This window comes from Neptunomonas japonica JAMM 1380 (assembly GCF_016592555.1).
Lineage (GTDB): Bacteria > Pseudomonadota > Gammaproteobacteria > Pseudomonadales > Balneatricaceae > Neptunomonas > Neptunomonas japonica_A.
Genome location: NZ_AP014546.1, coordinates 1,683,049 through 1,708,549 on the forward strand (window position 1 = coordinate 1,683,049; position 25,501 = coordinate 1,708,549).

Genomic DNA, 25,501 nt, shown 5'->3' on the forward strand with positions numbered 1-25,501 from the left:
TTTTATTTTTATATTATTGTAATTGTTTGTATTTAAAGCGTTTTTAAATATTTGTTTGGCTTCCCTCTCTCTGGCTCAACCCATTCTTTTAATCTGGTTCTACTGACTTTAGGGCCACACTCCTAATCTTCTAACCATGCAACTTGCGTTGGTAATGATGTTTTTCTAACAGACCAACTCAGAAAAAAACTCTACTACCTTGAATGATAATAATAGTAAATGGGAGTGGTATTATGTTGATAGGCGTTCCTAAAGAGATCAAAAATCATGAGTACCGGATTGGCATGGTTCCCGCTAGTGTTGAGGAACTAACCAGTCGTGGTCATCAAGTGATGGTCCAAGCTAATGGCGGTGTTGGTATTGGTTTTACCGATGCAGACTACCTTGCGGCAGGCGCGACGATTATTGAGACAGCAAAAGAGATATTTGCTGCTGCAGATATGATCGTTAAAGTAAAAGAGCCGCAAGCTGTTGAGCGTAAAATGCTGCGTCCTGGCCAGTTGCTATTTACCTATCTTCACCTCGCACCTGACCCTGATCAAACAGATGACCTTCAAGCGAGTGGTGCAACATGTATCGCTTATGAAACGGTCACATCAGAGAGAGGCGGTTTGCCTTTATTAGCGCCAATGTCTGAAGTCGCTGGCCGTATGTCAATTCAAGCAGGTGCCGCTTGTTTGGAAAAATCCAAAGAAGGCCGCGGTATGCTTCTTGGCGGTGTGCCAGGTGTTGAACCAGCAAAAGTAACTATTATTGGTGGCGGTGTAGTTGGCTCAAACGCCGCTCGTATGGCTATTGGGATGGGCGCACAAGTGGTTATCTTAGATCGCTCTGTCGATGTGTTGCGCCGCTTGGTATCTGAATTCGGAACGGCTATTCAAACTGTCTATTCAAGTAAAGCAACGTTGGAAGAGCACGTTCTCTCAGCTGATCTAGTGATTGGTGGTGTGTTAATTCCTGGCGCTGCAGCTCCTAAACTGGTGACTGCCGATATGGTTTCTCGTATGAAGCCTGGTTCAGCAATCGTAGATGTTGCAATTGATCAGGGAGGTTGCTTTGCAACGTCTCATGCAACCACACACCAAGACCCTACTTATATTGTGGATGGTGTTGTTCATTACTGTGTTGCCAATATGCCGGGGGCGGTTGCGCGCACCTCAACATTGGCTCTAAATAATGCGACGCTGCCATTTATCGTTTCATTAGCTGATCTTGGCTGGCAGGAAGCAATTCGCCGTGACAAGCATCTAGCGAATGGTCTGAATGTCCATAACGGGCAGATTACCAGCAAAGAAGTAGCTGATGCACTAGGACGTGAATACATCTCTTACTGTGCTTGATTATTTAACTTTTTCTACCGACAGCAGACATTGTTGTCAATATTAATAATAAGGAATTATGACTATGGCTCGTATGACTCCTAGTGAAGCAATGGTGGAAACACTTGTTGCAAATGGTGTAACTGATTGTTTCGGTATCATGGGTTCAGCTTTTATGGACGCAATGGATATCTTCACTCCTGCAGGTATTCGTTTAATTCCTGTAGTGCACGAGCAGGGCGGTGGTCATATGGCTGACGGTTACTCTCGTGTTTCAGGCCGTCACGGTGTATGTATTGCTCAGAATGGTCCGGGTATTACAAACTTTGTTACAGCAATTGCTGCTGCTTATTGGGCTCACTCTCCTGTTGTATGTATCACGCCAGAAACGGGTACTAACACTCAGTGGTTGGGTGGCTTCCAGGAAGCTCAACAGCTACCGTTCTTCGAAACTATTACTAAGTTTCAGGTAACAGTAACTAACAACGCACGTATGGCTGAATATACTGCACGTTGTTTTGACCGCGCTATGCTAGAAAACGGTCCTACTCAGTTGAACATTCCACGTGACTTGTTCTACGGAGATATTGACTGTGAAATTCCTAAGCCTATCCGTATCGAACGTGCTGCTGGTGGCGAAGAGTCACTTAAAGAGGCTGCTGAATTACTAGCCAATGCTGAATTCCCAGTAATGATTTCTGGTGGTGGTGTTGTTATCGGTGATGCTTTCAATGAAGCTATCGCTATCTCTGAGCAGCTTGGCCTGCCTGTTGTAAACAGCTACTTGCACAATGACTCTTTCCCTGCATCTCACCCTAACTGGTGTGGCCCTCTGGGTTACCAGGGTTCTAAAGCAGCGATGAAGTTGATTGCTAAAGCGGATGTTGTACTAGCCCTTGGTACTCGTCTAGGTCCATTCGGTACCTTGCCACAACATGGCCTAGATTACTGGCCGAAGAACGCTAAAATCATCCAAATTGATTGCAATCCTAAAATGCTAGGTTTGGTTAAGAAAGTTGATGTAGCTATTTGTGGTGATGCTAAAGCAGCCGCTAAATCTATTATGGCTCTGATGGAAGGCAAGCCTGCTAAGTGTCTTGAGAACCGAGCTGCTCGTGAAGCTGAAGTTGCCGCTGAGAAAGCAGCTTGGGAGAAGGAACTGGACGAGTGGATCCATGAGCGTGACGATTACTCTATGGAGATGATCGAACAGCAAAGTGGTGAAGAAGGTTCTTACTTACACCCACGTCAGGTTCTACGTGAACTTGAAAAAGCAATGCCTGCTGATGTAATGGTATCAACAGATATCGGTAACATTAACTCTGTTTCTAACAGCTATTTGCGCTTTGAACGCCCACGTTCATTCTTTGCAGCAATGGCTTTCGGTAACTGTGGTTACGCATTGCCTACAATGATTGGTGCTAAAGTTGCAGCGCCTGATCGTCCAGGTATCTCTTATGCTGGGGACGGCGCATGGGGTATGTCTATGATGGAAATCATGACATGCGTACGTGAAGATATTCCTGTCACTGCAATCGTTTTCCATAACCGTCAATGGGGTGCAGAGAAGAAGAATCAGGTAGATTTCTATAACCGCCGCTTTGTTGCTGGTGAGCTAGAAAACCCAAGCTTTGCTGACATTGCTCGCTCTATGGGTGCTCAAGGTGTTGTAGTTGATAAGCTAGAAGACGTTGGTGCCGCTTTGAAAGCCGCTCTTAATGATCAGATGGAAAATCGTAAGACTACAGTTATCGAGATCATGTGTACTCGTGAGTTAGGCGATCCGTTCCGTCGTGATGCACTGTCTAAGCCTGTTCGTCACTTAGATAAGTACAAAGACTTCCAGTAAGCCTTTGTAGACTGACTAAGACCTATCTAACCGAAGGCTAGCCGGCCTTCGGTTCTTTTAAACTTCACATATGTCTGTAAGTAGACTCGATATTGTTAGGCAATTTTATATTGATTCTTTTTAGGCTCCTGTGAATAGCTCATTTTTAATAGTGAGTTGCTTAGAGGCTGCCTCTGATCAATCCTTGAGGATAAGACGTTATGAAAGCCCTGAATAATATTTTTAAACGTGCAAGTGAAGACCCTAAAAGGGTAGTACTTGCAGAAGGGGAAGATCCTCGCATTATTGAAGCGGCAGTGATAGCAACTCAAAAAGGTATTGCTGATATCACGCTATTGGGAAATACCGCCTCAATTAACAGTAAAGCGGCTGAATTAGGCTTTGATCTGAATTCTATCGCGCTGATTGACCCCGCGACATCAGATTCATCAGAGCGATATGCCAAAGCATTGTTTGAATTGCGCCAAGCTAAAGGAATGACAAATGAGCAGGCCTCTATCAGTATGAAAGACCCTCTGCATTATGCACAGATGATGGTGCGTTTAGGTGATGCTGATGGTTCAGTAGCAGGTGCTGTTTATACGACGGGTGATACTGTTCGCTCTGCGATTCAAATTATTGGTATGGCACCTTCTAGTACGATGATATCGAGCTTTTTCCTTATGATGCTATGTGAGCCTTTTCATGAGCTTAAAGGCGGAGTGCTTTTTGCCGATTGTGGTCTAGTTATTGACCCTGATGCTTCACAGCTCGCACAGATTGCGATGTCAGCGTCGAATAGCGCTAAAACCTTACTGGAAGAGGAACCACGTGTTGCCATGTTGTCTTTCTCTACAAGTGGTAGTGCTAAACATGCTGCCGTGGATAAGGTGGTAGAAGCGACCAGTTTGGTAAAAGAGAAAATGCCAGATTTAGCGATTGATGGTGATGTGCAGTTAGATGCTGCGATTGTTGCAGAAATATCTGATCGAAAGGTAACCGATTCAGCGACCCATGGACGTGCCAATGTACTGATTTTTCCTAATCTAGAGGCGGGAAATATTGGCTACAAGCTGGCAGAGAGGATTGGTAAAGCCGACGCAATTGGGCCCATTTTGCAAGGCTTAAATAAACCCGCCAATGATCTTTCAAGAGGTTGTAGCGCGAAAGATGTCGTTAACGTTATCGCAATTACTGTTGTGCAAGCGCACGTGTAAAATATTTTTATTTAGCTGTTTCTAAAAGGATTATTTGTTTTATTTTCGTTTGTAATGCATTAGTTGTTTACGCTCGTCCCTATCAGCTTGCTGCTGAATTGGCCGTTTCATGGTGTGCATGAAACGGTTTTTTTTTGTTTGCATGTGAAAGGAATATTGGCTACGACTTTTTTGGGTAAACCTGTATTTAATTATGACTGGTTCCACATTTCAAAAAGCTCTGGCACTAAGGGGTTTTCTGAAAGCAGTCTTAAATGAGGGAACTCAAAGGTAAAGGCATATTTTTAGCAGAGTGCTTTTATTGAATAGGCTTCAGAAAGTAGAGCTAATGCTCTTACAATCATAATAATATATTTTCAGGAGGGTGGGATGGCACTACAACGATATGGTTTTATTGTTAAAAGTAATGACCTAGAGATGTTTAAGCACCATGCACGTTTGAATAGTGAGAACTTTAGCATGATGGTGTCAGGTGTTTCTGATGTAGCTCAGGCAGAAATGGTTGCACAAGAGATGATCACTAAAGATGTGCAGCTTATTGAGCTTTGTGGTGCTTTTTCCGCAGAAGATGCACAACAAATACGTGATGCAATCAATGACCATATTCCAGTAGGGTATGTTCAATATACAGATGATGAACGAGCACGCCTTAAAAGTGAGTTGAGCTAAAAGGTGTCACTATGAAAATCATCATTGCTGATGCATCTCCATTATACCGTTTAGGCGTTCAGGTTGCGCTTGATCACGCTGGCATAGTGGCCAAGATATCTTGTGTTGATAGTTTTTGTGAATTGACTCGTTTGTTATCTAAGCGTCAGGAAGCTGTCATCGTAATTCTTGATGCACGTCTTAATGGGCTGGAAGAGTTGGAGCATGTTAAGCGTGTTTTACGCCGCCCTGATACTCAAATTCTTATGTTGACTGATAACAAAGATATTACTTGGATGCGCCGAGTATTATTTTGTGGCGTAAGCGGTGTTATTGCTAAAACAGCTTCACTTAAAGAGTTCGGAGAGGCAATCAAAACGGTACTTGATGGTTGTATTTGGCGTTATGATGATGAAGTTCCAAATGAACTTATGGATAGTCAAAAAACACGTTTAGGGCATGCCCTTTGCCGATTGTCGGGTCAAGAAAATCATGTTCTGAAATGGGTTCGCTGTGGCTTAAGGAATAAACAAATAGCGCATCAAATGTCTTTGACTGAGCACACTATTAAAACACATATGTCTAACATTCTACGCAAGCTTGAAATTGAGAACCGCACGCAACTCGTCGTTGCGATGCAGGCTATAAAAGTGGATCAGTGGCCTAATATACGTTCCTGATTGAATGATTTTTGGAGGTAAGCTATGTCTTCTGTATTTAATGTATTTGATATCGAATCGCAAAGTAGCACAGATTATGCATCTTCTAGTGCTGTTATGTTGTCTACCATAGCTCGTCAAAAACCTCGGGTGCAATGTATTACTAATACTGTCGCCATGGATTTTACCTCTGATATATTACTTGCTGTAGGGGCAAGACCTTCATTAACAATGGGGGTTGAAGAGATCCAGGAGTTTGTTGCCAGTTCTGATAGCCTGAGTATCAATATAGGAACCTTGGATGGAGCACGTAAAGCTGCCATACCCTTGGCAATTGAAACCGCTCTTGATTATCATCGTCCCTGGGTACTTGACCCTGTATCGGTACATGCTTCGCAAAAGCGTTGTGATTATGCTCACGAACTACTTACGTTTAAGCCAACCGTTATTCGCGGCAATAGTGCTGAGATTAAAGCGCTTGTTGGTAAAGACACGGCTGAAGCTGCTTGGTTATTAGCCGAACAAACAGGCTCGGTTGTTGTTCAAACAGGTGAAGCTGACATTATCACCGATGGAAAAAAAGCCCTCATGATCGCTAATGGCGACTTAATGCAAACCCGGGTATCGGCAATGGGGTGTGCAGCAACTGCTTTCATCGCTACGTTCTTAGCTGTTAATCGGCGTGCATTTGATGCAAGTGTTCAGGCAATGCTAACGCTGTCTGTCGCAGGAGAAATCGCTGCACAACAGTCGCAGGGCCCTGGTAGCTTACATATGCATTTGTTGGATACCCTATATGGGCTTGACGACGTAATGCTGGCTAAGAATGCACATATCTTAATGTGCAAAGAGATCGCAGCTTAAAACACTAGGGTTTGTGTTATTTAATGGGTAAAACCGGGCTAGCGCATTGCGTGCGCTAGCTGCTCAGTTGGCCTGTTGTTAGTGGCGGGTTAGTTCTTCTTCTGATTCCATCCAAAAATCATTTTCATTATCAACGTGGCTGAATTCTTCCTGTAGTAATAAGCTATCAGGGCAGTGCGGGTCTCTCCAGCGTAACAGTTCTTCAACTTGGATATTAATACTAGTTCGGATGTTTATTTGTTGCATATGTTCTTTGTTGATCATAGCTACGTCCTCATCTTATTAAACGAACAGTTTTTAGCAGGCAGTTTTTAACACTGCGAACTTTGAAATCGCCTTTAACCTATAGCTTGTTTAGTTTGTAGTCGTCAACTAGATTGAGGGGTTAATTTAAATTTTAATGTGGCTGATAGACGCTATATTTATTTATAGAGAGGGGCTTTGAGGAGAGTGGGTGGTATTATTTTATAAATAATACCAAGGTGGTAATAGTATTTACGGTGTTATTTTCTATGATTTTTCTATTTTTATTAAAGGCTTATAATTTATATTCTTTCCGGTTATAAGTATTGTTTTTAAAGTTTGTTTACGTATGGGGTGTTGTTCTGTTTATACTAATATTTCAATTTTAAAGAGCGGTTTCTGATAAGGAAATAATGAAACCATAATTGGTTTATCGCAGATGTTCCCCCTTATGTGATGAAGCCCTGGCATGAAAGTGCTAGGGCTTTTTTTTATTGCAGGTGGTGGCGTTAAATATACTTTCGTTCTCTAAACGACCTACCTTTTGGATAAAGGAACAATCATCACAGGTGTACGAGTATGGCTTAATACATTTTTTGCCACACTACCTAAAAAGGTATGGAGCAAACCTTTTTCGTGCGTTCCCATAACGATGAGATCAATATCTAAGTCTTTTGCCATCTTTAAAATCGTTTCTTCAGGATAAGCTTCTATCACATTGATCGATTTAATCTGTTTTTGAACGTCTGCATCATCTTTATGAAGATTATCCCAAAAATTGCTTTGGCGTTCGTCTAGTTTTTTTCTGGCGTTCTGAACACGTTCTTGCAAAAGCTCATGTCGGCTTGATGAATCCATTACATAAGTTTGCAGCGTGATTTTGGCTTCGCTCGATAGTTTTTCAACAATATGCAATATATGAATTTCAGCACCCGTTTTTTTAGCAATGTAGGTCGCGTGTTCAAATGCCGCCGTGGAACCTGCGGAAAGGTCAGTGCTATAAAGGATTTTTCGGATTTCAGGTAGCATTATGATATCCCTCTAATAAATGAAAGCCCTCTCGTGTGAGAGGGCGGATATATCAGTAACCAAACATTCTGGGTAAGAAGAGTGATATGTCTGGTACAAAAGCGATCAGTATCACAGCCATAGCCGAAACCAGCGCAAAGGGAAGCGCTTTGGCGGTGACTTCTTCAAGTGAAATATTTGAAATACCCGAGGCAACAAATAAATTCTCTCCCAAGGGGGGCGTGGAAAAGCCGATAGATAAGCTACATACCATAACAATGCCGAAATGTACTGGGTCAATCCCTAGGTTATAGGTAACAGGCAGCAGTACAGGCGTTAGAATCATAATGGCTGCCAGTGTTTCCATAAACATGCCAACAAACAATAAAAACGCAATGATCAGTATCCAGATTAAATAGAGGTTCTCCGTCACACTTAGCATAGACTCAGCAACCATTGCTGGAATCTGATTCTCTACCAGTAAGCGACCAAAGACAGTTGCAGTGAATAGAATCAGGAGGACACGACCTGACAACCATGTGGTGGTTTCTAGGCAGCGAGCTAAGTCTTTCCATTTCAACTCTTTATGGATAAAGAAACCGACAAAGAGGGTGTAAAAAATAGCAACAATTGCTGACTCAGTCGGCGTGAAGAAGCCTGAGTAGATGCCCCCCAAAATAACCAGAGGAGCCATGACAGACCAAAAACCAGTGCGGAAAGCGCCTGTTATCTGCGAAAGAGACCAGCCTTCATCGGTGCCTTTATAGCCTAGCTTTTTACAACGGAAATAGTTGAGTGTCATTAATGCGCCGGCCAGTACCATGCCGGGAATGAAACCCGCTACAAATAGCTTGGTGATGGATACGCTTTGAAACTCGCCATGTTTAGCAATCGCTTCAGCGGGTACTTGCATACCAATGGCTGAAATACCGAAGATAACCATAGGGATAGAAGGTGGAATGACGATACCTAGACCACCAGATGATGCGGTAACAGCAGATGCATAGCCTTTATCATAGCCACGCTTTACCATGGCAGGAATCATCAACATGCCTACAGCAGCTGTAGTAGCCGGGCCTGAACCAGAAATGGCACCAAAGAACATACACGCAAGCACGGCAGCAGCAGACATACCACCAGTAACAGGGCCTGCGAAACTTTCCGCTAGATGGACAAGCCTTTTGGATATTCCAGCGGCCTCCATGAGCGCACCTGCCAAGATAAAAGCAGGTAGGGCCATCAGTGGGAACGATCCTACTGATGTAAAAGCAATTTGGACAAATTTTATTGGGTTCTGGTCAAGATAAAGGAACGATGCTAGTGCTGCCACACCTAGTGAGACAGTCACAGGTGCTCCTAATATCAGCAAGCCCAGAAACGACCCGAACAAGATAAGGACAATTGATGTTTCGGTCATGAGCCGACTCCCGAATTAATCGAATTATTTATTGTTGTTTTCGTCGATGTGATGAGCGTCATCGATTAGCTCATCCAGCTCCTGGGATTCTGGATCCCGAATATCAACACCCTTCACTAACTTGTAGTAATTCACCTGAATGATACGAATGGTCATAAGTGAGAACGCGATGGGTAGAATCATATAGATGTATTTCATTGGAATGCCAAGTGTCTGAGACTTCCAGAACAAGTTCATTTTGTTGAATACGAAATCATATGATAGATATACGAAGTAACAGTTAAAACCAATCCAGATGAGATCGGAGATGAACTCTAAAACAGGTGGTACCTTTGCAGGCATTAATTTGTATTGAAAAGTCACTCGGTTGTGTGCAGCCAATTTGGCGGCATAGCTAGCACCGAAGAATACAAACCAGACAAACATGTAAACGGATAGCTCTTCACTCCACGAGAATGAATAGCCAAAAAGCTGGCGGGATACAATCTGTGCAAATAGTAATGTTACAAATAATACCAACAGCGTACGGCAGATGTAACTTTCAATATTATCAAGAAAATGAACAATCTTACTGCCCATGATATGACCTCCGGTATAAAGCACATACACCAAGCGCGGTGCATGTGCTTATTGTGATAAAGAAATCTTACAACTTAATTAGATTTCATCACGTCCCAAAGAGCGTAGTAGAGCATTCACTTTGTCTTTGCCACCTACACTTTCATAATACTTAGGCCATACAGCCATCTGAGCTTTTTTAGCCCACTCAGCTTCATCAGCTAGCGTATCGATTTGCATTTTGTACTTGTTCACTAGCTCATCTTTGATTGTCGCTTCCTGATCTTTCAGCCACTGCAAGCTATAAGCTGTTGCTGCAAGACCTGACTCATCGATTGCTTTCTTAGTGTCTGCATTCTGATCTTGGTATAGAGATTCAGAAACAATCAGTGGCTCAAGCAAGAATAAGTAATGTAAATCAGTGATGTACTTCTGAACTTCACCAAACTTCATCGCATAGATTGTAGTGTATGGCGTGTCTTGCCCATCAACTACGCCCTGCTGTAATGCAGTGAATGTTTCTGACCAAGCCATAGGTGTTGGGTTATTACCCCAAGACTTATAAGTATCGATCATGATTTCGTTTTTAGGAACACGAACAATTACGCCATCTAGATCAGCCAATTTTTGAATTGGCTTTTTAGAGTTACTAAGAACGCGGAAACCAGAGTAAGTCCAACCTACAATGCGAACACCAGAATCACGAATTGTATTTGCGATCAATTCTTTTGCGATAGGGCCTTCGACAGTTTGCTGCGCTTGCTCAAGGTTTTCGAAAATGTAAGGAAGCGAAAGAACACCCAAAGTAGGAGAGAAAGGTGCGAGGTTGTTACTTGCTAAAATGGAAAAGTCTAGTGTGCCTAGTGCCGCATCATTGACTGTGTCCTGCTCAGAACCTAACTGACCGTTCAGGAATAATTTTGCTGTGTGCTTGCCGCCAGTTTTTTCTTGTAAAGTTTCAATGAACTTTAAACCAAGGGCTTCCTGAGCACTTCCGCCACCGTCACCTACAGCAATGTTCCAGCTGGCGGCGATTGAGCTAGCAGAAAACACCATACCAGCTGTCAGGGAAAGTACTTTAACGATCTTATTCTTATGTTTCATAAGTATCTCCTGGATTTTTATGTTCTCCCACCTTGCAAGATAAGCTGGGAGTTTTGGTCGCCTGAAAAACTCAAGCTAACTTCTCAGCTTTAATAGTAGTGGTCTTTGATGGACCCTGTATTATTAGTGCTAAGCAGTTATTATCACGCTTTAAAAGCATTTTTTTGAACCTGGTGACTCAACTAATAAGTTCCATAATCCTAAAGTGACAATAACCCAATAGTTAACTTATACGGTGATATTTTTTAGGGCCAGCTCATCGTACATAGTAGATCCAGTCTTGATGTTCAGCAATTATGGGGGCTGTGGCGAGATGCTAAGTTTGTAATTTTATTCAATAATCTGAATGTTTGACAAAATTATGGATGTAATCTAATACCTTCGATTGAAGTTTGTCTTTTGAGTGTCTTCGTACCGTATGGATTTGAATTGTTAATGTGGAGCGATACTGTGCAACACGGTTATTTGTTATTATGCACCGTAGTTATGTCACTCAATAGGTAACGAATGAACCAGCCACATCAGCCAAGCAAAGATACTGCTGAAAGTGAAAATCTGCGTATTGGAAGTCAGATACGCGATTTACGCAAAGCTAAGGGCATTACACTGGTCGCTATGGCGGAAAAAATTAAACGCTCAGTTGGCTATGTCAGCCAGGTTGAGCGTGGGGTTTCTTCTTTACCCATTCCTGTGCTGCAAGCGATTAGCGAAGCCTTAGATGTACAGATAAGCTGGTTTTTTTATACCGACCAGCATCCACCCCTTGATGAACGAAATCATATTGTTCGTCATAATGCTCGCCGTAGCCTTAATTTTTCAGGAACAGGAATACGTGAAGAGTTGCTTTCTCCTCGTTTGAGCGGGCAGTTACAGATGATCCTAACTACTTTTTCTCCGGGTGCAGGTAGTCGAGAGTCTAGAAAGCGAAAGGGTGAAGAAGCTGGTTTTATTCAGTCAGGGTCACTTGAGCTAGGCATTGGTAATAAAGTTTTCCTGTTAAAGGCGGGTGATAGCTTTTCTTTAACAGGAGATGAGCCGCATTGGGTGTTGAATGCCTCTTCTGATGAAGAGGCTGTGGTTATCTGGACCCTCGTAGGTACAAGCTATTAAGTGCTAGCTACTTACCATTTTTGAATTAGGCCATTATTAGTTCTATATCAGTTTTTAATTTAGGAGCGTTTTTAGATGTCTGCACAGGTGTTGGATGGAAAACTATTAGCTAAAAACCGCGAGCAGTTGTTAAAAGTAGCAGTGGATCAGCTGATAGCTCAAGGAGGTCGTAAACCTGCGCTAGCCACTATTCTTGTGGGAGATGATCCTTCTTCAGCAACGTATGTACAAATGAAGATCAATGCTTGTGAGCGAGTGGGCATGGGCTCAAAAAGTATTATATTGCCAGCAAAGACCACGACTGAAGAGTTACTAACAGAAATTACGCGCTTAAATAATGATCCAGAGATCAATGGTATTTTACTTCAGCATCCTGTGCCTGAACAGATCGATGAGCGTGCTTGTTTTGATGCTATTTCACTTGAAAAAGATGTTGATGGCGTCACCACGCAAGGGTTTGGTCGTATGGCAATGGGAGAGAAAGCTTTTGGATCAGCCACTCCAGCAGGAATCATGACCTTGTTAAAGCATTATGATGTGCAGATGGAAGGTAAACATGCCGTCGTGGTTGGGCGCAGTCCTATTTTAGGTAAGCCGATGGCTGCGATGCTGTTAAATGCAAATGCTACGGTCACTGTATGCCATTCCCGCACAGTTGATTTAGCGCAGCAAGTTCAGAAGGCTGATATTGTTATTGGTGCGGTAGGGAAACCAGAGCTGATAAAGGCGCAATGGATCAACGATGGTGCTGTGGTCATCGATGCGGGTTATCATGTCGGCGGTGTAGGTGATATTGAAAAACAAGGTTTAGAAACACGTGTTTCAGCCATGACGCCCGTACCAGGGGGCGTGGGTCCTATGACGATTAATGCACTTATCAGTCAGACACTTAAAGCCGCCCAACTGGCTTCTCTGTAATATTTATTATCGCAGAGCTGAGGTAAACTTTAGCGCAACTATCTGATGCTGGAGTTTACCCCTCATGCGATCGCGTATGCCGCTCATTCTTGCCGGTTTCATAATCCTAGTAACAAGCTATGCTCATGCCATAGAAACGAGATTGCCTGCTATGAATGCGCAGGCTGAACAAACCTCGGTTTCGGGTTTGTCTTCGGGCGCTTATATGGCGGCTCAGTTTCATGTGGCTTATTCTGAGAAACTGGTGGGAGCAGGTATCGTAGCCGGAGGGCCATGGAACTGTGCGTCGACTTTCTCTTTTATGTCGCCCCTGACTAACGCACTTACTACCTGCATGGATCCTTGTAAATACTCCTGGTTTATTTGCCCCTCGGCATTTTTTCCTGATGGGGATGAGCTGGCTAATTTCGCAAAGGAATCAGCGGAAGCCGCATTGATTGATGCTCCTACTAACCTTTTGGATGACAAGGTCTATATCTTTTCTGGCCAAAACGATAAAACCGTTGTAACAAAAGTAGTGGATTCAACATTTGATTTTTATCAATCGATTGGCCTTAGCGATAATCAAATTTTTTATAATAAATCTGTTAATGCGGGCCATGCTTTTATTACCAATGATGCAGAAGATTCAGCCTGTGATGTCACTCAATCGCCGTATATAAATAATTGCAATATTCCACAAGCCCTGAGAATGCTGACGCATTTCTATGGTGAGCTCAATGAGCCTGCCGCCACTCCTGGGGGCGATTTGCTACGGTTCAACCAGAGAGCTTTTTTTGAGTCAGATATAACGAGTATGGATGATGATGCTTACGTGTATATTCCACAGTCATGTAAAACGCAGCAATGTCGTTTACATGTGGCATTACATGGGTGCCGACAGGGAATATCGGTTATAAATACTACTTATATTGAGCAAACCGGATATATGGAAGTGGCGGATAGTAATAATATAATTGTCTTGTACCCGCAGGTGAAAGCGTCGCATGTTAACCCGGTTAACCCACGTGGTTGTTGGGATTTTTGGGGATACACCAGTAACAATTTACCGCCATTTAATTATGCCTACAAAAAGGCGCCGCAAATGCAGGCAATTAATCGGATGATAGAGCGCCTGATAAGCCCTATAGAAAATATAAAGTGAGTTATGAGGCTTTATAGAGAGATCAGCCCGCAAGTAGCGGGCTGGTTTAGGCGTTGCTGAATAGGTGTCTTTTATACTTTGAACTGTTTCATTATGTTACTTAAGTCATTTGCTAAAGCAGATAATTCTCGGGCGCTATTAAGAGTTTCTTCAGAACCTTTAACGGTATCGACAGCGGTTTGATAAACTGTTCCTATATTATCTGAGATCTGTTGTGCCACCATGCTTTGTTCTTCTGAAGCGCTAGCAATTTTCACGTTCATGTCTAGAATCGTTCCTACAGATGAAGAGATTGAGTCAAGAGCCACTCCTGCTTCTTGTGTTTTACCCGCGGTTGATTCTGCATCTTCAATATTGAGCTGCATTGCATTTACTGAACGTTGCGCTTCGGATTGCAGTTTAGAAATCATTGCTTGGATCTCTTCGGTGCTTTCTTGGGTTCGGCTGGCAAGGCTTCTGACTTCATCGGCTACAACGGCAAAACCTCGTCCATGTTCGCCCGCACGAGCCGCTTCAATAGCTGCATTGAGGGCGAGTAAATTGGTTTGTCCAGCAATACCCCTAATAACATCTAGAATTGATCCGACTTGATTGGTTTCTTGTTTCAGGTTTTCTAAGTTTAAACTGACATCGTGTATGCGTGTAACTAGGCCGACCATTGAATCACAAGTTTGGGCGACTACCGTTTTACCTGTACTGGATTCACTATCGGAGTGATTTGCTGCATTTGATGCCAGCTGAGCGCTTTCCGCGATATCTTGCACTGTGGCTGACATTTCAACCATTGACTGTGAGGTATGTTGTAAGTGCTCCATTTGGCTTTCTGCGCCTTGGGTCGCCTGTTCAGTAATCAATGTTAAGTTGGCTGCCGATGTGTTCATTTGTTGGGATGACTGTGAAATTTGGCCTAGCATCTGTTTTAGCGTCTTAACCATCTCTTGCATAGCGCCATAAATACCCGTTTCATTCCCTGTCTGGCTGAACTCCATGGTTAAATCACCACTAGCAATCTGACGTGCTAGTCGCTCGATTTCTTTTGGTTCACCGCCAATGGGCTCTCGAATAACACGAGCGATATACCAGCTTAGAAATAGGCCCGCTATCAGAACAATAAGGGAGATAGAAATGACTGTTGTGATAGTCGACTCACTAGAGCTTTGTGCCAGTGGGCCGAGTTCGTCTTGATCCTTTTTGACGGATAGTTTGACTTGCTCTAACTGGTCGGCAACCTGAGGCCCAATACGGTTCAGCGTGCCATCAATGATTTTGTTTCGCTCTTTAATCGTTGTGTACACATCGTCAACGCTGAGGGTGTAAGTTTTCATTCTTGCCTGAGTATCATTCAGTAGGTTACGACGGCTGCGGTTTTCTAGAACAGTGTCGAGTTTATGTAGGTCCTCAGCCAAAGCAGTAAATTCTTGTTTGGCACGCTGATAATCTGAATCCAAGTTAGTGACTAAGAACTTAGTCACATAGAGTCGACCTAAGAGTAATTGTTCTTGTGCACGAGAAGCATAATAGGTGGCTTGTGTATCATTATCTTTATAGGCTGAAGTAATAATGTCGGTAACATTCTTACGCATCTGTAGGCCATTGGGGTCTAATGAATCTTTCACAATCTCATTACGGTGTTGAAAGTACTCCTGAACCTTGTTGAAACCTTCTTCGTATTCCCTAATGCTAATTATTGCGCTTTTAATGAGTGGTGCTCGGGTTGGTTGTTCAATCTCCAGGCTCGCTTCATTTAATAACGTCTTGAGTAGTGCCAAACGCTTATTGAAGTCGTTAACATTTTCAGGACTTTGTTGTTTTAAATATTTAAGGGCATCCAAGCGAACTATTAATAAGTTTGCTTGGACGCGGCCCGCTAGGTTGCTGTCTCTTGCTAAGCCTCTGTATTCAACAAAGTTGCTATAAGCAGTATTTAAACCAATATAAGCAATCCCCGCTAGTACGGACATGAGCACTAGCATCGCACCGAAAGAGCTGGAGAGCTGGGTTGTAAGCTTCATTCTTTTGAACATGGAGTACCTTTTAAATTGATAGTTTACTTACCATCCATCGCTAAGTTTTTAAGTATTCAGACCAGATAAATCATGTCGTATGTGTATCGTTATATTTTATAAAATATGGTACGCAACACTTTTGTTAAGCTAACATTCATATAGCGAATACTTTTCTATCTGTTTGTTTTTATTCAAGAAAACAGATTGTTTAAAAGAGTAGTAGATAGATTCTAAATAGTGTGGGTTTATTAGGTTTTTCTTAATTAAATTTGAATAAATGTCTTAGATGCCTCAATTATTCCAGTCTTATGCATACAACGTATAATGTTGCGAATATGCTTATCGAAGGCTCATTTTTATTTGAACTAGATGGCTTAAATAAAGCCTCTTTATAAAGGAGTGGATATTGGAAAGGGCAATTATTCCTAATGCCGATACGGTTGTGGTATTAGATTTTGAGACCACAGGTTTGTCGCCTGATATGGGAGATAGAGCGATTGAAATTGGTGCTGTGCGTATTGAGCAAGGTGAGATAACAGGGCGTTTTCAGGCATTAATGAATCCCGGTGTACGGGTCAGTAGTTTTATTGAAGACTATACGGGCATCACAAATAGCATGCTAAAAGATGCTCCTTCATGTGGTGAAGTGATGCATCAGTTTGCTGACTTTATCAATGGCTATAATTTGGTTGCTCATAATGCGTCATTTGATAAACGTTTTTTAGATGCAGAGCTAGGGATGATTTCAAGGGGGTATACTGGGCAGTTTGCGTGTTCGATGCTGGTGGCACGTAGGTTGTACCAGAATTCGCCCGATCATAAGTTAGGTACATTAATTAACCACGCCAATATCCCTAGTGAAGGTACTTTTCATAGAGCCTTATATGACTCAGAAATGACAACTAAACTGTGGCTTTCTATGCTCGGTGTTATGCATGAGCAATATGCAATATCTAACGCGCCTTTCAAATTATTACAAACACTTGCCAAAACACCAAAAAGCGCAGTTCGTCGACTACTTGAACGCTCATCGTCAAACAAAAAATAGACAGAGTATAGAGAAAAAAAAGCCCCTCAAAGAGGGGCTCAAGACCTGTAACTGAGAGTTATTTAAGCGCCGATGATTCCACCATCTTCGCGCTGTACTACCATAATCGTTGAGCGAGGCTTGCTGTTGCCACCCGCTGGGAAGTGTGAAGGAGCGTTTTTCTCACCAGGGTGCTGTATGCCAACAAACATGCTGCGTTGGTCTGGCGAGAATGTCAGGCCAGTAATCTCACAGGCGATAGGGCCCGTAGCAAAGCGACGTATTTCACCGGTGTCAGGATCAGCACATAGCATTTGGTTATTACCCATGCCTGCATAATCCCCTTCATTTGAGTACTTGCCATCAGTAAGAACCCATAAGCGGCCTGCTTTATCAAAGCCTAAGCCGTCTGGGCTGTTAAACATGTTTTCATCTGTGATGTTCGCACTGCCTGCATACAAGTCGCTATGCACGGTTGGATTACCTGCAACTAAAAACAGATCCCAGTCGAATGTGTTGCTTGTGTGGTCAGCGTTTGCAGGCTTCCAGCGAACAATTTGACCGTATTTATTTTCAGCACGTGGGTTAGGGCCTGTAACTGGCTGATTGTCTTTTTTACCACGGTTCTTGTTGTTAGTTAACGTACAACATACCGTCTGGTTATTTGGGTGAACGGCAACCCACTCAGGTCGGTCCATTGTTGTTGCGCCAACAATGGTGGCGGCTTCACGTGCGTAGATTTGAATGGTAGCTTGATCCGCAAAGCCGTTTTCGGCGGTAAGACCATTTTTGCCGTGTGTTAGCTCTAGCCACTCGCCATTACCCTTCAATTCACCTTCTTGTGCATCAAAGCGAGCCACAAAAAGAGTGCCTTCTTCTAATAGATCACGGTTAGCGGCTTTGTTGTCTGGGTTGTAACGGTTTTTAGAAACAAACTTATAAAGGTGCTCACCACGCTCATCATCACCAAGATAAACAACAACGTGGCCATTGTCAGCTAGAGTTACGGCAGCATTCTCATGCTTGAAACGCCCTAAAGCAGTGCGTTTTTTCGGTGTAGAAGTAGGGTCCATTGGATCTATTTCTACTACCCAACCATGGCGATGCGGCTCGTTAGGCTCTTGAGACATATCAAAACGCTGATCGAACTTGTACCACTGGTACTTATTCTTATCGGCTTTTAGACCGTAACGTTTTTGGTGCTTATCCATCTCCGTACCCGGCGCTGCAAAGTAGCCGTTAAAGTTTTCTTCACAAGTAAGGTATGTGCCCCAAGGCGTTTCGCCGTTAGCGCAATTGTTAAATGTACCTAATACTTTTTTACCGCTCGGATCAGCTTTAGTTTGTAGCAGAGGGTGGCCAGCAGCCACACCTGTGATTTGCATCTCAGTATTAGCGGTAATACGGCGGTTATAGGTGGAGTCTTTCAAATAATGCCAATGGCCGTCGGCTTTACGCTCTACTTCAAAGACAGATACGCCATGTGCTGCTTGGGCCTTTTTCACATCATCTGCAGTCAGCTCTTTTCCCTGATGAGCAAATAGCAGTAGGTAATTAGTGTATTCGTTATTCACAGCCAACAGAGCACGGTTAGCAGAAAGAGGAAAAAGGCTCATGCCATCGGTGTTGTCGCCAAACTGTCCGGCTTGTGCAGCGCTGGTTTGTGTACCTGATTCATCAAAAGCAGGAGCGCCTTTTAAAATTGGGTCACCCCAAGATATCAGCGGTTTAGCAATGTAGCCCTTAGGAACAATAAACTCATCAGATGTGCTGACTGGTAATGCAGTGAAACCTAACAATTGGCTAGCTGGCTGTGCGGCGGCTGCAATTGCCTGTGCTAATGGATTGGCGGCTAGAAAAAGACCCATTGCAGCGGCGCCACCTTGCATGAAACGGCGGCGGCTTAATCCACTATCCACTATTTTGGAGAAATCAGAGTCATCATTAAGTCGGTTAGCATCATTTTGAAGTTTGATTTTGTTCATTACAGATATCCAGTTACTTTTTAAAGGTAATGCCAAAATGGCGTTGGCGAAATCTAATGAGCGGAAGGCTAAACGTCATTTGTTAACAAAAGATGACAGTCGGTAATGAGATTACAGTGTAGGTAGCGTTATTCTGCTAGGGGGAGTAAGAAAATATTTTTTTTAGACTACACTATATGCCATGTGGTTATTGTAATCATAATTTGACGAAAACGACGTTCGTTACTATTTTTTAATGCTTTTGTTATAGGTTTTTCGTGAATGTCGTTAGCGGTCTTTTGGAGTTATGTCTTGTTTTTACTTAAATTATGATAGATACCACTCATGTAAATGCTGAAATCGGGGAAGCTTATCAGTGAATTACCATAATAAAAGCAGACAAGAAATGCTTGATGTACAGTTTGCAACGCGATTACGGCTGTGCAAAATTCAGGCATTGATTGGTTTTGTATTGTTATTGGTTTTCAGCTTGATTAGCTATAATAACCAGTCTTTTTTACTCGCCACCATCCTTTTTAGCTGTGCAGTCAGTGGATCTTTCATTCTTTACTTGTTGTATTGGACTAGACGAGTTGGACTAGCTATTCACTTGTTGAATGTTAATTTGTTTGTGTTGCCATTGGCGCTTTTGATAACAGGTGGGCATGAAAACACGGGTGTTTTTTGGATCTATCCGCTTTTGGCGATAACACTGTTTGTTAACCGTTTTTGGACTGCTGTAACGCTTTACGGTAGTTTTATACTCATTAGTAGTCTAATTCTTTTTACCCCTTTATCTGGCTTGTTAGTGACAAGTTACTCTTTCGTTGAATCTGTGCGGTTTGAAGTAACACTATTTGTGTTATGTCTTATCTGTTTGGCTGTTTTGCATTCCAAAGAGCGTGCCGATGAGATGATCATACAATTACATGATGAAGATATACGTAAGCTGGCCTATTATGATGCGCTTACAGGTTTACCCAACCGTAGGAACTTTAAATCTAATCTGACGCGTTTATTACGCCGTGCTGGCAAAGAAGATAAGCGTGTAGGTCTACTGTATATTGATCTTGATAATTTTAAACAAGTAAATGATAACTATGGTCATGAAGTCGGCGATATCTTGTTGCGTAGCTTCAGCGATTTACTAAAAGAAACAGTACGCCCAACCGATATAGTTATGGATGATAAGTTTGATGAGCTTGCTCGTTTAGGGGGAGACGAATTTGTTGTGATATTAAACGATTTAAGTAGCCCCATAAGCAGTGCAGTCGTTGCTGAGCGTATACTTAAATTGTTCGAAAATGGCTTTGAAACGGTCGAGAATACCCATTCAGTATTTGCCAGCATTGGCATCGCTACTTTCCCAGATGATGCCGCCACTCCCGATGAACTACTGCACCATGCTGATTTGGCGATGTATGAAGCCAAACGTAATGGTCGAAATCGATTTGAATATTACACAAAAGATATTGCAGAGTTATTGCGAGAACGAAACTACATAGAAGAGCAATTAAAGATTGCACTTGAGCAAAACCGGCTTTCACTCGTTTATATGCCGGTGTTTAGCTGCCATACCCTTAAAGTTGTGGGTATAGAGGCACTTTTACGATGCCAGAATTTAGCGGAAGAGGGGATTACTCCTGAGCAATTTATTGCGGTTGCTGAGAAAACAAATTTAATTAAAGAGTTAGATTTGTGGGTTATTGATAATAGCTTAGCCAACCTAGCTGAGTTGCAACAGCAACAAGGTTTTACGGGTAAAGTATGTATCAATATATCTGGAGCTGAACTTAAAAATGATTCGTTTTCACGGGCAGTTGAAGAGTTATTAGAGAAGCACCAAGTGGCTCCTTCTACAGTCGAGTTAGAAATTTCCGAAACGGCTCTTTTATTGAGTGATGAAATCATTGCATTAGCGTTTGAGAAAATAAAAGCACTAGGTGTGTCCATTGCCCTAGATGACTTCGGTACAGGGAGTACGGCGTTTGGGCAACTAAATCACTACCCGCTTGATAGCTTAAAAATTGATAGCTCTTTTGTAAGAGAGCTTTTCTCAGAAGATGCTGATAAAACTAAGATGGTAAAAATTTTTAATAATCTTGGAAAACTTTACGACCTTAGAATCGCCGCAAAAGGTGTAGAAAACCAGAGGCAGTTAGAATATTTACAAGAGATTAATTGTGACTGGATACAAGGTTATCTGCTCTCATACCCTTTGAAAAAGCCTGACTTAATAAGCTTTATCAGCCAAAATGACGCTGATGATACCTCGATTAAAAGTCTTGAAGTACTCTCTTAATTGGCAGTATTACTACGGGTATTGGGCTACATAAAAGCTGGGTGAAAGGCCAAGCTCTTTACGAAACATATAAGTAAAAGCCGAAACAGACTCGTAACCCAAGTGATCAGAAATAGCACTGATTGCGTGTTGCTCACTTAACATACTTATCGCAATTTGAAGTTTTAAGCGTTGTTTCCACTCTCGGTACGATAAACCTGTTTCTTTAATAAAAAGCCGTGTGAGCGTTCGAGAGGATGCCCCAATCTGCTTTCCCCAGTCTTCTAGCGTATTGTTATTAAAAGGTTCGTCTTGCAGGGTCATCGTTATTTGAATTAAGCGTGGGTCCTTAGGGTACGGGAGTTGTAAAGCAATATCATCAGCCTCGATAAGGTAATCCCTGATAAGCCGTAATAAGCGCCCATCTTTTCCTGACCAGTCGTACGTAGCTGAAAGTGTCGTCGCTTCGGTGATCAGTGTTTGAAGCAGATGTGAAATATTGAGCACCGTGCAGTGTTGTGGTAGTTGCCGAATCTCATCGACACTGATGTAAAAACTGGCCAGTGTGACATCGCTCACCGTGATGATTTCATGGTCGGTATGCGGAGGCACCCAAACGGCCTGTTCGGGCGGAACAATAAAGCGCCCTGTTGCAGTAATAACTGACAAGATACCCTTAGTGGCATAAATTAGTTGCCCCCAATCGTGTTGATGCTTTTTAACAGCACGCTTACCTAAAAGACTTCGATTTAAGACAGTAATGGGGCGCTGTAATGCTTGCTGTCCGAGTGATGAAGGGGGAATCGTTTTTAACATGTCATATTTTATTGTTAAGTTGTCAGTTTGTAGATAATAAGACTCTCATTAAGTATCTACAATGGTTTTTTTGATTACACATGGAATCATGATGTTAGCGTACGAAATGATAGTAGCTTTTCTATTGCTGGGTGGGTTTGTTGGTGTGATGGCTGGCTTATTAGGGATTGGCGGTGGTGGGATTATGGTGCCAGTACTCACGTCGCTTTTTATCTATCAAGGCGTTGATAACGACATGGTAGTGCACTTGGCGCTAGGCACATCGATGGCGTCCATGGTGGTTACGGCTTTTTCGAGTTTACGCTCACATCATGCCAAACGAGGTGTATTGTGGCGTGTAGTTAAAGCTATGCTGCCTGGTGTACTACTCGGTGCATTTGCAGCAGCCTTTATAGCATCTTTGCTTAGTACTGTGTTTCTTGCTGTGTTTTTCGCCGCTTTTATGTTGTTTGTTTCGATCCAGATGTTTTCAAATAAAAAACCAAAATCTGATAAAGGTTTACCGAGTAAAGCGCGTTTATTTTTGGTCGGAGGAGGCATAGGGAGTATATCATCATTGGTTTCTATTGGTGGTGGCTCACTCATGGTGCCTTATTTTGTATGGCGTAATGTCGATATCAAGCAAGCGATCGGCTCCTCTTCAGCCGTCGGTTTTTTCATTTCGATGGCCGGTACTATGGGGTATTTAATCAGTGGTTGGCAAAGCACCCATGAAGAGGCCTTTGTGATGGGTTATATCTATTGGCCTGCTGTCCTGCTTATTTCAGTAGTCAGCTTTTTTACAGCCCCGCTGGGTGTTAAGTTGGCTTACCGCATCCCTGTCGCTAACTTAAAGAAGATCTTTGGGCTGTTGCTCTTTATTTTGAGTATTAAGATGCTAGTTTCTGTTTTATAAACCCTGATAGAAAGGTATTTTAGAGCAGAGCTTACAAGGGTTTGTATATGAAATTTTGTAGGTGATCCATAGGGACTGGCTTCCTAAATAAGTAGCCCTGCCCGAGGTCGCACTTGTATTGTTTGAGTAGTCGGTGCTGCTCTTTTGTTTCTATGCCTTCAGCGACTACTTCTAAATGTAGCTTATGCGCCATTGAAATTAACCCATGCACTATTTTCTGGTCACTTAGGTCTGTTTCTAAATCCGTAATGAAGCTTTTATCAATTTTAAGCTTATCCACGGGAAGGTGCTTTAATAAAGCGAAAGATGAATATCCCGTACCGAAGTCATCAATGGCTATCGATGCTCCCATTTTTTTTAGCTGTAAGAGAGTGCTGTTAGTATGTTCGATATCTTCCATGATGGACGACTCGGTTACTTCAAATTCTAGGGACCGTCCATCTACACCGGTCTCTTGCATAATATGGCGGATGTTTTCGAGCAAGTTAGTATCTTTAAATTGTTTTGGAGACAAGTTGATTGAAAACCTAAGAGGAGGCTGTAGGTTTGATGTGCGTAGCATTATTTGGTTACACACTTCTTTAATGACCCAATAACCAATATCAATAATTTTCCCAGTTTCTTCTGCTACACCTATAAACTTATCAGGGTAAATCAACCCTTGATCAGGATGTTTCCAGCGTATGAGCGCTTCATACCCGGTCACCTCATCCGTTAATTGCGTGAGAATAGGTTGGTAGTGCAGGACAAACTGTTTGTCTTTAATGGCAATAGCTAAATCATCTTCTAATTGTAGTTTAGCCATTGCGATGCTTTGTAGCGATTGATCATAAAAGCTGAATCTTTTCTTACCTGCTGTTTTCGCTGCATACATAGCCATGTCTGCATTTCTAAGAATAGAGTTTGCATCATGTCCATCGGCAGGGATCATGGTGATACCGACAGAAGCAGAGACGGTAAAAGATTTACTTTCTAAAGTGACGGGTCTTTCAACGGCCGCTATAAGCTTCTTGGCAATCCGGCTTACGTCTCTTGTTGAGTGTGTGTTTAAAAGTAAAATACTGAACTCGTCACCTCCTAGTCTTGTGACGAGGTCGTTGGAGCGCACACACTCCTTTAAACGTATGGCAATTTTTTGCAGTAACGTATCACCAGCACCGTGACCCATGGAGTCATTAATTTTTTTAAAATCATCTAGATCAAGATATATCAATACAGCTGGTTTTTGATTTCGACTGTACTCTTTAAACACTATATTAAGCTGTTCATGTAAATATCGACGATTAGCGAGCCCTGTGAGATGATCGTAGTATGCAAGCTGTTGTAACTCTTGAGTTTTTTCTTTTACTTCTTTTCTCAGCTTTTCTGGTTGTAGCAGTACAAAACGTGTGATCCAGGCAACGAGTAAGGCAGTAAAAACACTAATGATGTAACCATTATATGAATACCATTTAGATACGTTTTCAGCGCGACTAATAATAAGTTGCCAAGTAGCATTAGGTACATTAATAGATACCGAGTAGGAGTCCTCGGTCAGTGGGCTAACAGAGCGGGCAAAGGTTTCTGTTATGCCTGTGTCAGGGGCTGGTCGGCGTAGTTGATAGCTATAACCGCGCTCTTGTAATGAGTCTAGATCAGTGACTTTGAGTAGGTCTTCTAGGTAAATAAGAGCCGACGTAAAGCCCCAAAATTTATCACCCTTATCGCTTGGTAAGTACACAGGGTTTCGCCCAATAACGGCAACACCGCCTTGAATTAATGTGAAAGGCCCAGCGAGTGTGAGGCGACGCTCATTGATAGCGAGCATTGCTTCTTTAAGGCGATGGTCATCTTTTAAAATATTATGACCAATAGCTTTTTCATTACCTGCTATTGGATGTATGTGGCTAATAACACCATTAGGTGCTAACTGTAAATTAGAGACGCCGCCAACCGCTTTTAGCACTTCATCAGCATATATTTCAAATTGATCAATGACGCCATTATGTTGGCGTACACCTTGAGCTAATATCCGTGTGGAAGATAGTGAGCGTGCTAGGCGGCGTTCGATTGCGGACGCTTGTGAATTGACCAGCTCGCTCATATAAAAGCGTTGCTCATTTCGGTCAAGAGATTGCCCTATTTGGCTCCAATAGGCTCCTAAGCTTGAAACGAGTAGAAATATTGCAATGCAAATGGTTGTTATTTTAGTTATGTGCACTGATATAAGTCCGTGTTTTTAATGAGATAACGGTTTTACTATTGAGTGACGACATAATTAGCATAGCAGTCAATTTTAGAATTGATGGTTTTCTGTTAGATTTTTTTGATATATGTGTATGTTTTTAAAAGAAAAACCATGGGTAATGAAAGGTTAATATTACCTTGGTATATCTGCTTGTCTTGAGTTTTTAATATTGATTAACATGATGTTGTTTTTACTATGATCTACTACTTGCCTTGGCTGTACGGTGAGCCTTATAACATTAGAGATAT

At 42.4% G+C, this 25,501-nt stretch carries 21 protein-coding genes; 12 read left to right on the plus strand and 9 right to left on the minus strand.

Features of this window, described 5'->3' with window-relative positions; all coding sequences use genetic code 11:
* The first annotated feature begins 233 nt into the window (after window positions 1-233).
* From ald to thiM, 6 genes are all read left to right on the plus strand, one after another.
* On the plus strand, window positions 234-1,340 hold the full coding sequence (gene ald, locus NEJAP_RS07865) for an alanine dehydrogenase (protein WP_201350089.1): 1,107 nt from the start codon (window positions 234-236) through the stop codon (window positions 1,338-1,340).
* A gap of 64 nt (window positions 1,341-1,404) precedes the next feature.
* A complete protein-coding gene (gene xsc / locus NEJAP_RS07870; RefSeq protein WP_201350090.1) occupies window positions 1,405-3,168 on the plus strand; it encodes a sulfoacetaldehyde acetyltransferase in 1,764 nt (587 codons plus the stop codon).
* A 200-nt stretch (window positions 3,169-3,368) separates the two neighbouring features.
* Entirely contained in the window at window positions 3,369-4,364 is a 996-nt protein-coding gene (pta, locus tag NEJAP_RS07875) for a phosphate acetyltransferase (RefSeq protein ID WP_201350091.1), read from the plus strand.
* Between the two features lie 369 nt (window positions 4,365-4,733).
* On the plus strand, window positions 4,734-5,033 hold the full coding sequence (locus NEJAP_RS07880; protein ID WP_028471030.1) for a DUF6506 family protein: 300 nt from the start codon (window positions 4,734-4,736) through the stop codon (window positions 5,031-5,033).
* An 11-nt stretch (window positions 5,034-5,044) separates the two neighbouring features.
* Window positions 5,045-5,692, plus strand: a complete 648-nt coding sequence (locus tag NEJAP_RS07885) for a helix-turn-helix transcriptional regulator (RefSeq protein ID WP_201350092.1) — start codon at window positions 5,045-5,047, stop codon at window positions 5,690-5,692.
* A gap of 24 nt (window positions 5,693-5,716) precedes the next feature.
* The gene (gene thiM, locus NEJAP_RS07890; RefSeq protein WP_201350093.1) at window positions 5,717-6,535 is read left to right on the plus strand and encodes a hydroxyethylthiazole kinase; all 819 of its coding nucleotides are present in this window, start codon (window positions 5,717-5,719) and stop codon (window positions 6,533-6,535) included.
* A gap of 78 nt (window positions 6,536-6,613) precedes the next feature.
* Here thiM and NEJAP_RS07895 read toward each other — a convergent pair whose 3' ends face one another.
* The 5 genes from NEJAP_RS07895 to NEJAP_RS07915 form a co-directional block, all read right to left on the minus strand.
* Window positions 6,614-6,799, minus strand: coding sequence for a hypothetical protein (locus tag NEJAP_RS07895; RefSeq protein ID WP_201350094.1), 186 nt, complete (start codon window positions 6,797-6,799; stop codon window positions 6,614-6,616).
* A 516-nt stretch (window positions 6,800-7,315) separates the two neighbouring features.
* Window positions 7,316-7,807, minus strand: coding sequence for a universal stress protein (locus NEJAP_RS07900; protein ID WP_201350095.1), 492 nt, complete (start codon window positions 7,805-7,807; stop codon window positions 7,316-7,318).
* Window positions 7,808-7,859: 52 nt separating this feature from the next.
* Entirely contained in the window at window positions 7,860-9,203 is a 1,344-nt protein-coding gene (locus NEJAP_RS07905; RefSeq protein WP_201350096.1) for a TRAP transporter large permease, read from the minus strand.
* A gap of 24 nt (window positions 9,204-9,227) precedes the next feature.
* The gene (locus NEJAP_RS07910; protein ID WP_201350097.1) at window positions 9,228-9,782 is read right to left on the minus strand and encodes a TRAP transporter small permease; all 555 of its coding nucleotides are present in this window, start codon (window positions 9,780-9,782) and stop codon (window positions 9,228-9,230) included.
* A gap of 78 nt (window positions 9,783-9,860) precedes the next feature.
* Entirely contained in the window at window positions 9,861-10,865 is a 1,005-nt protein-coding gene (locus NEJAP_RS07915) for a TRAP transporter substrate-binding protein (protein ID WP_236591107.1), read from the minus strand.
* A gap of 507 nt (window positions 10,866-11,372) precedes the next feature.
* Between NEJAP_RS07915 and NEJAP_RS07920 the strand changes: the two genes are divergently transcribed.
* From NEJAP_RS07920 to NEJAP_RS07930, 3 genes are all read left to right on the plus strand, one after another.
* The gene (locus tag NEJAP_RS07920) at window positions 11,373-11,975 is read left to right on the plus strand and encodes a helix-turn-helix domain-containing protein (RefSeq protein ID WP_201350098.1); all 603 of its coding nucleotides are present in this window, start codon (window positions 11,373-11,375) and stop codon (window positions 11,973-11,975) included.
* Window positions 11,976-12,050: 75 nt separating this feature from the next.
* A complete protein-coding gene (locus NEJAP_RS07925) occupies window positions 12,051-12,893 on the plus strand; it encodes a tetrahydrofolate dehydrogenase/cyclohydrolase catalytic domain-containing protein (RefSeq protein ID WP_201350099.1) in 843 nt (280 codons plus the stop codon).
* Between the two features lie 64 nt (window positions 12,894-12,957).
* Window positions 12,958-14,037, plus strand: coding sequence for a poly(3-hydroxybutyrate) depolymerase (locus NEJAP_RS07930; protein WP_201350100.1), 1,080 nt, complete (start codon window positions 12,958-12,960; stop codon window positions 14,035-14,037).
* A gap of 71 nt (window positions 14,038-14,108) precedes the next feature.
* On the opposite strand, the gene NEJAP_RS07935 is transcribed toward NEJAP_RS07930, so the two are convergent.
* Window positions 14,109-16,049, minus strand: a complete 1,941-nt coding sequence (locus tag NEJAP_RS07935; RefSeq protein ID WP_201350101.1) for a methyl-accepting chemotaxis protein — start codon at window positions 16,047-16,049, stop codon at window positions 14,109-14,111.
* Between the two features lie 400 nt (window positions 16,050-16,449).
* On the opposite strand from NEJAP_RS07935, the gene NEJAP_RS07940 reads away from it, so the two are divergent.
* Window positions 16,450-17,091, plus strand: coding sequence for a PolC-type DNA polymerase III (locus NEJAP_RS07940; protein WP_236591108.1), 642 nt, complete (start codon window positions 16,450-16,452; stop codon window positions 17,089-17,091).
* 62 nt (window positions 17,092-17,153) lie between these two features.
* Here NEJAP_RS07940 and NEJAP_RS07945 read toward each other — a convergent pair whose 3' ends face one another.
* Window positions 17,154-19,055 (minus strand): PhoX family protein, encoded by a 1,902-nt coding sequence (locus NEJAP_RS07945; protein ID WP_201350102.1) that lies wholly within the window; start codon window positions 19,053-19,055, stop codon window positions 17,154-17,156.
* Window positions 19,056-19,410: 355 nt separating this feature from the next.
* Here NEJAP_RS07945 and NEJAP_RS07950 point away from each other — a divergent pair, with 355 nt between their 5' ends.
* Window positions 19,411-21,336, plus strand: a complete 1,926-nt coding sequence (locus NEJAP_RS07950) for a putative bifunctional diguanylate cyclase/phosphodiesterase (protein WP_201350103.1) — start codon at window positions 19,411-19,413, stop codon at window positions 21,334-21,336.
* 12 nt (window positions 21,337-21,348) lie between these two features.
* Here NEJAP_RS07950 and NEJAP_RS07955 read toward each other — a convergent pair whose 3' ends face one another.
* The gene (locus NEJAP_RS07955) at window positions 21,349-22,131 is read right to left on the minus strand and encodes an AraC family transcriptional regulator (RefSeq protein ID WP_201350104.1); all 783 of its coding nucleotides are present in this window, start codon (window positions 22,129-22,131) and stop codon (window positions 21,349-21,351) included.
* A gap of 106 nt (window positions 22,132-22,237) precedes the next feature.
* Between NEJAP_RS07955 and NEJAP_RS07960 the strand changes: the two genes are divergently transcribed.
* Entirely contained in the window at window positions 22,238-23,026 is a 789-nt protein-coding gene (locus NEJAP_RS07960) for a sulfite exporter TauE/SafE family protein (RefSeq protein WP_236591109.1), read from the plus strand.
* Window positions 23,027-23,057: 31 nt separating this feature from the next.
* On the opposite strand, the gene NEJAP_RS07965 is transcribed toward NEJAP_RS07960, so the two are convergent.
* Window positions 23,058-25,226, minus strand: coding sequence for an EAL domain-containing protein (locus NEJAP_RS07965; RefSeq protein WP_201350105.1), 2,169 nt, complete (start codon window positions 25,224-25,226; stop codon window positions 23,058-23,060).
* Window positions 25,227-25,501: the final 275 nt, after the last annotated feature.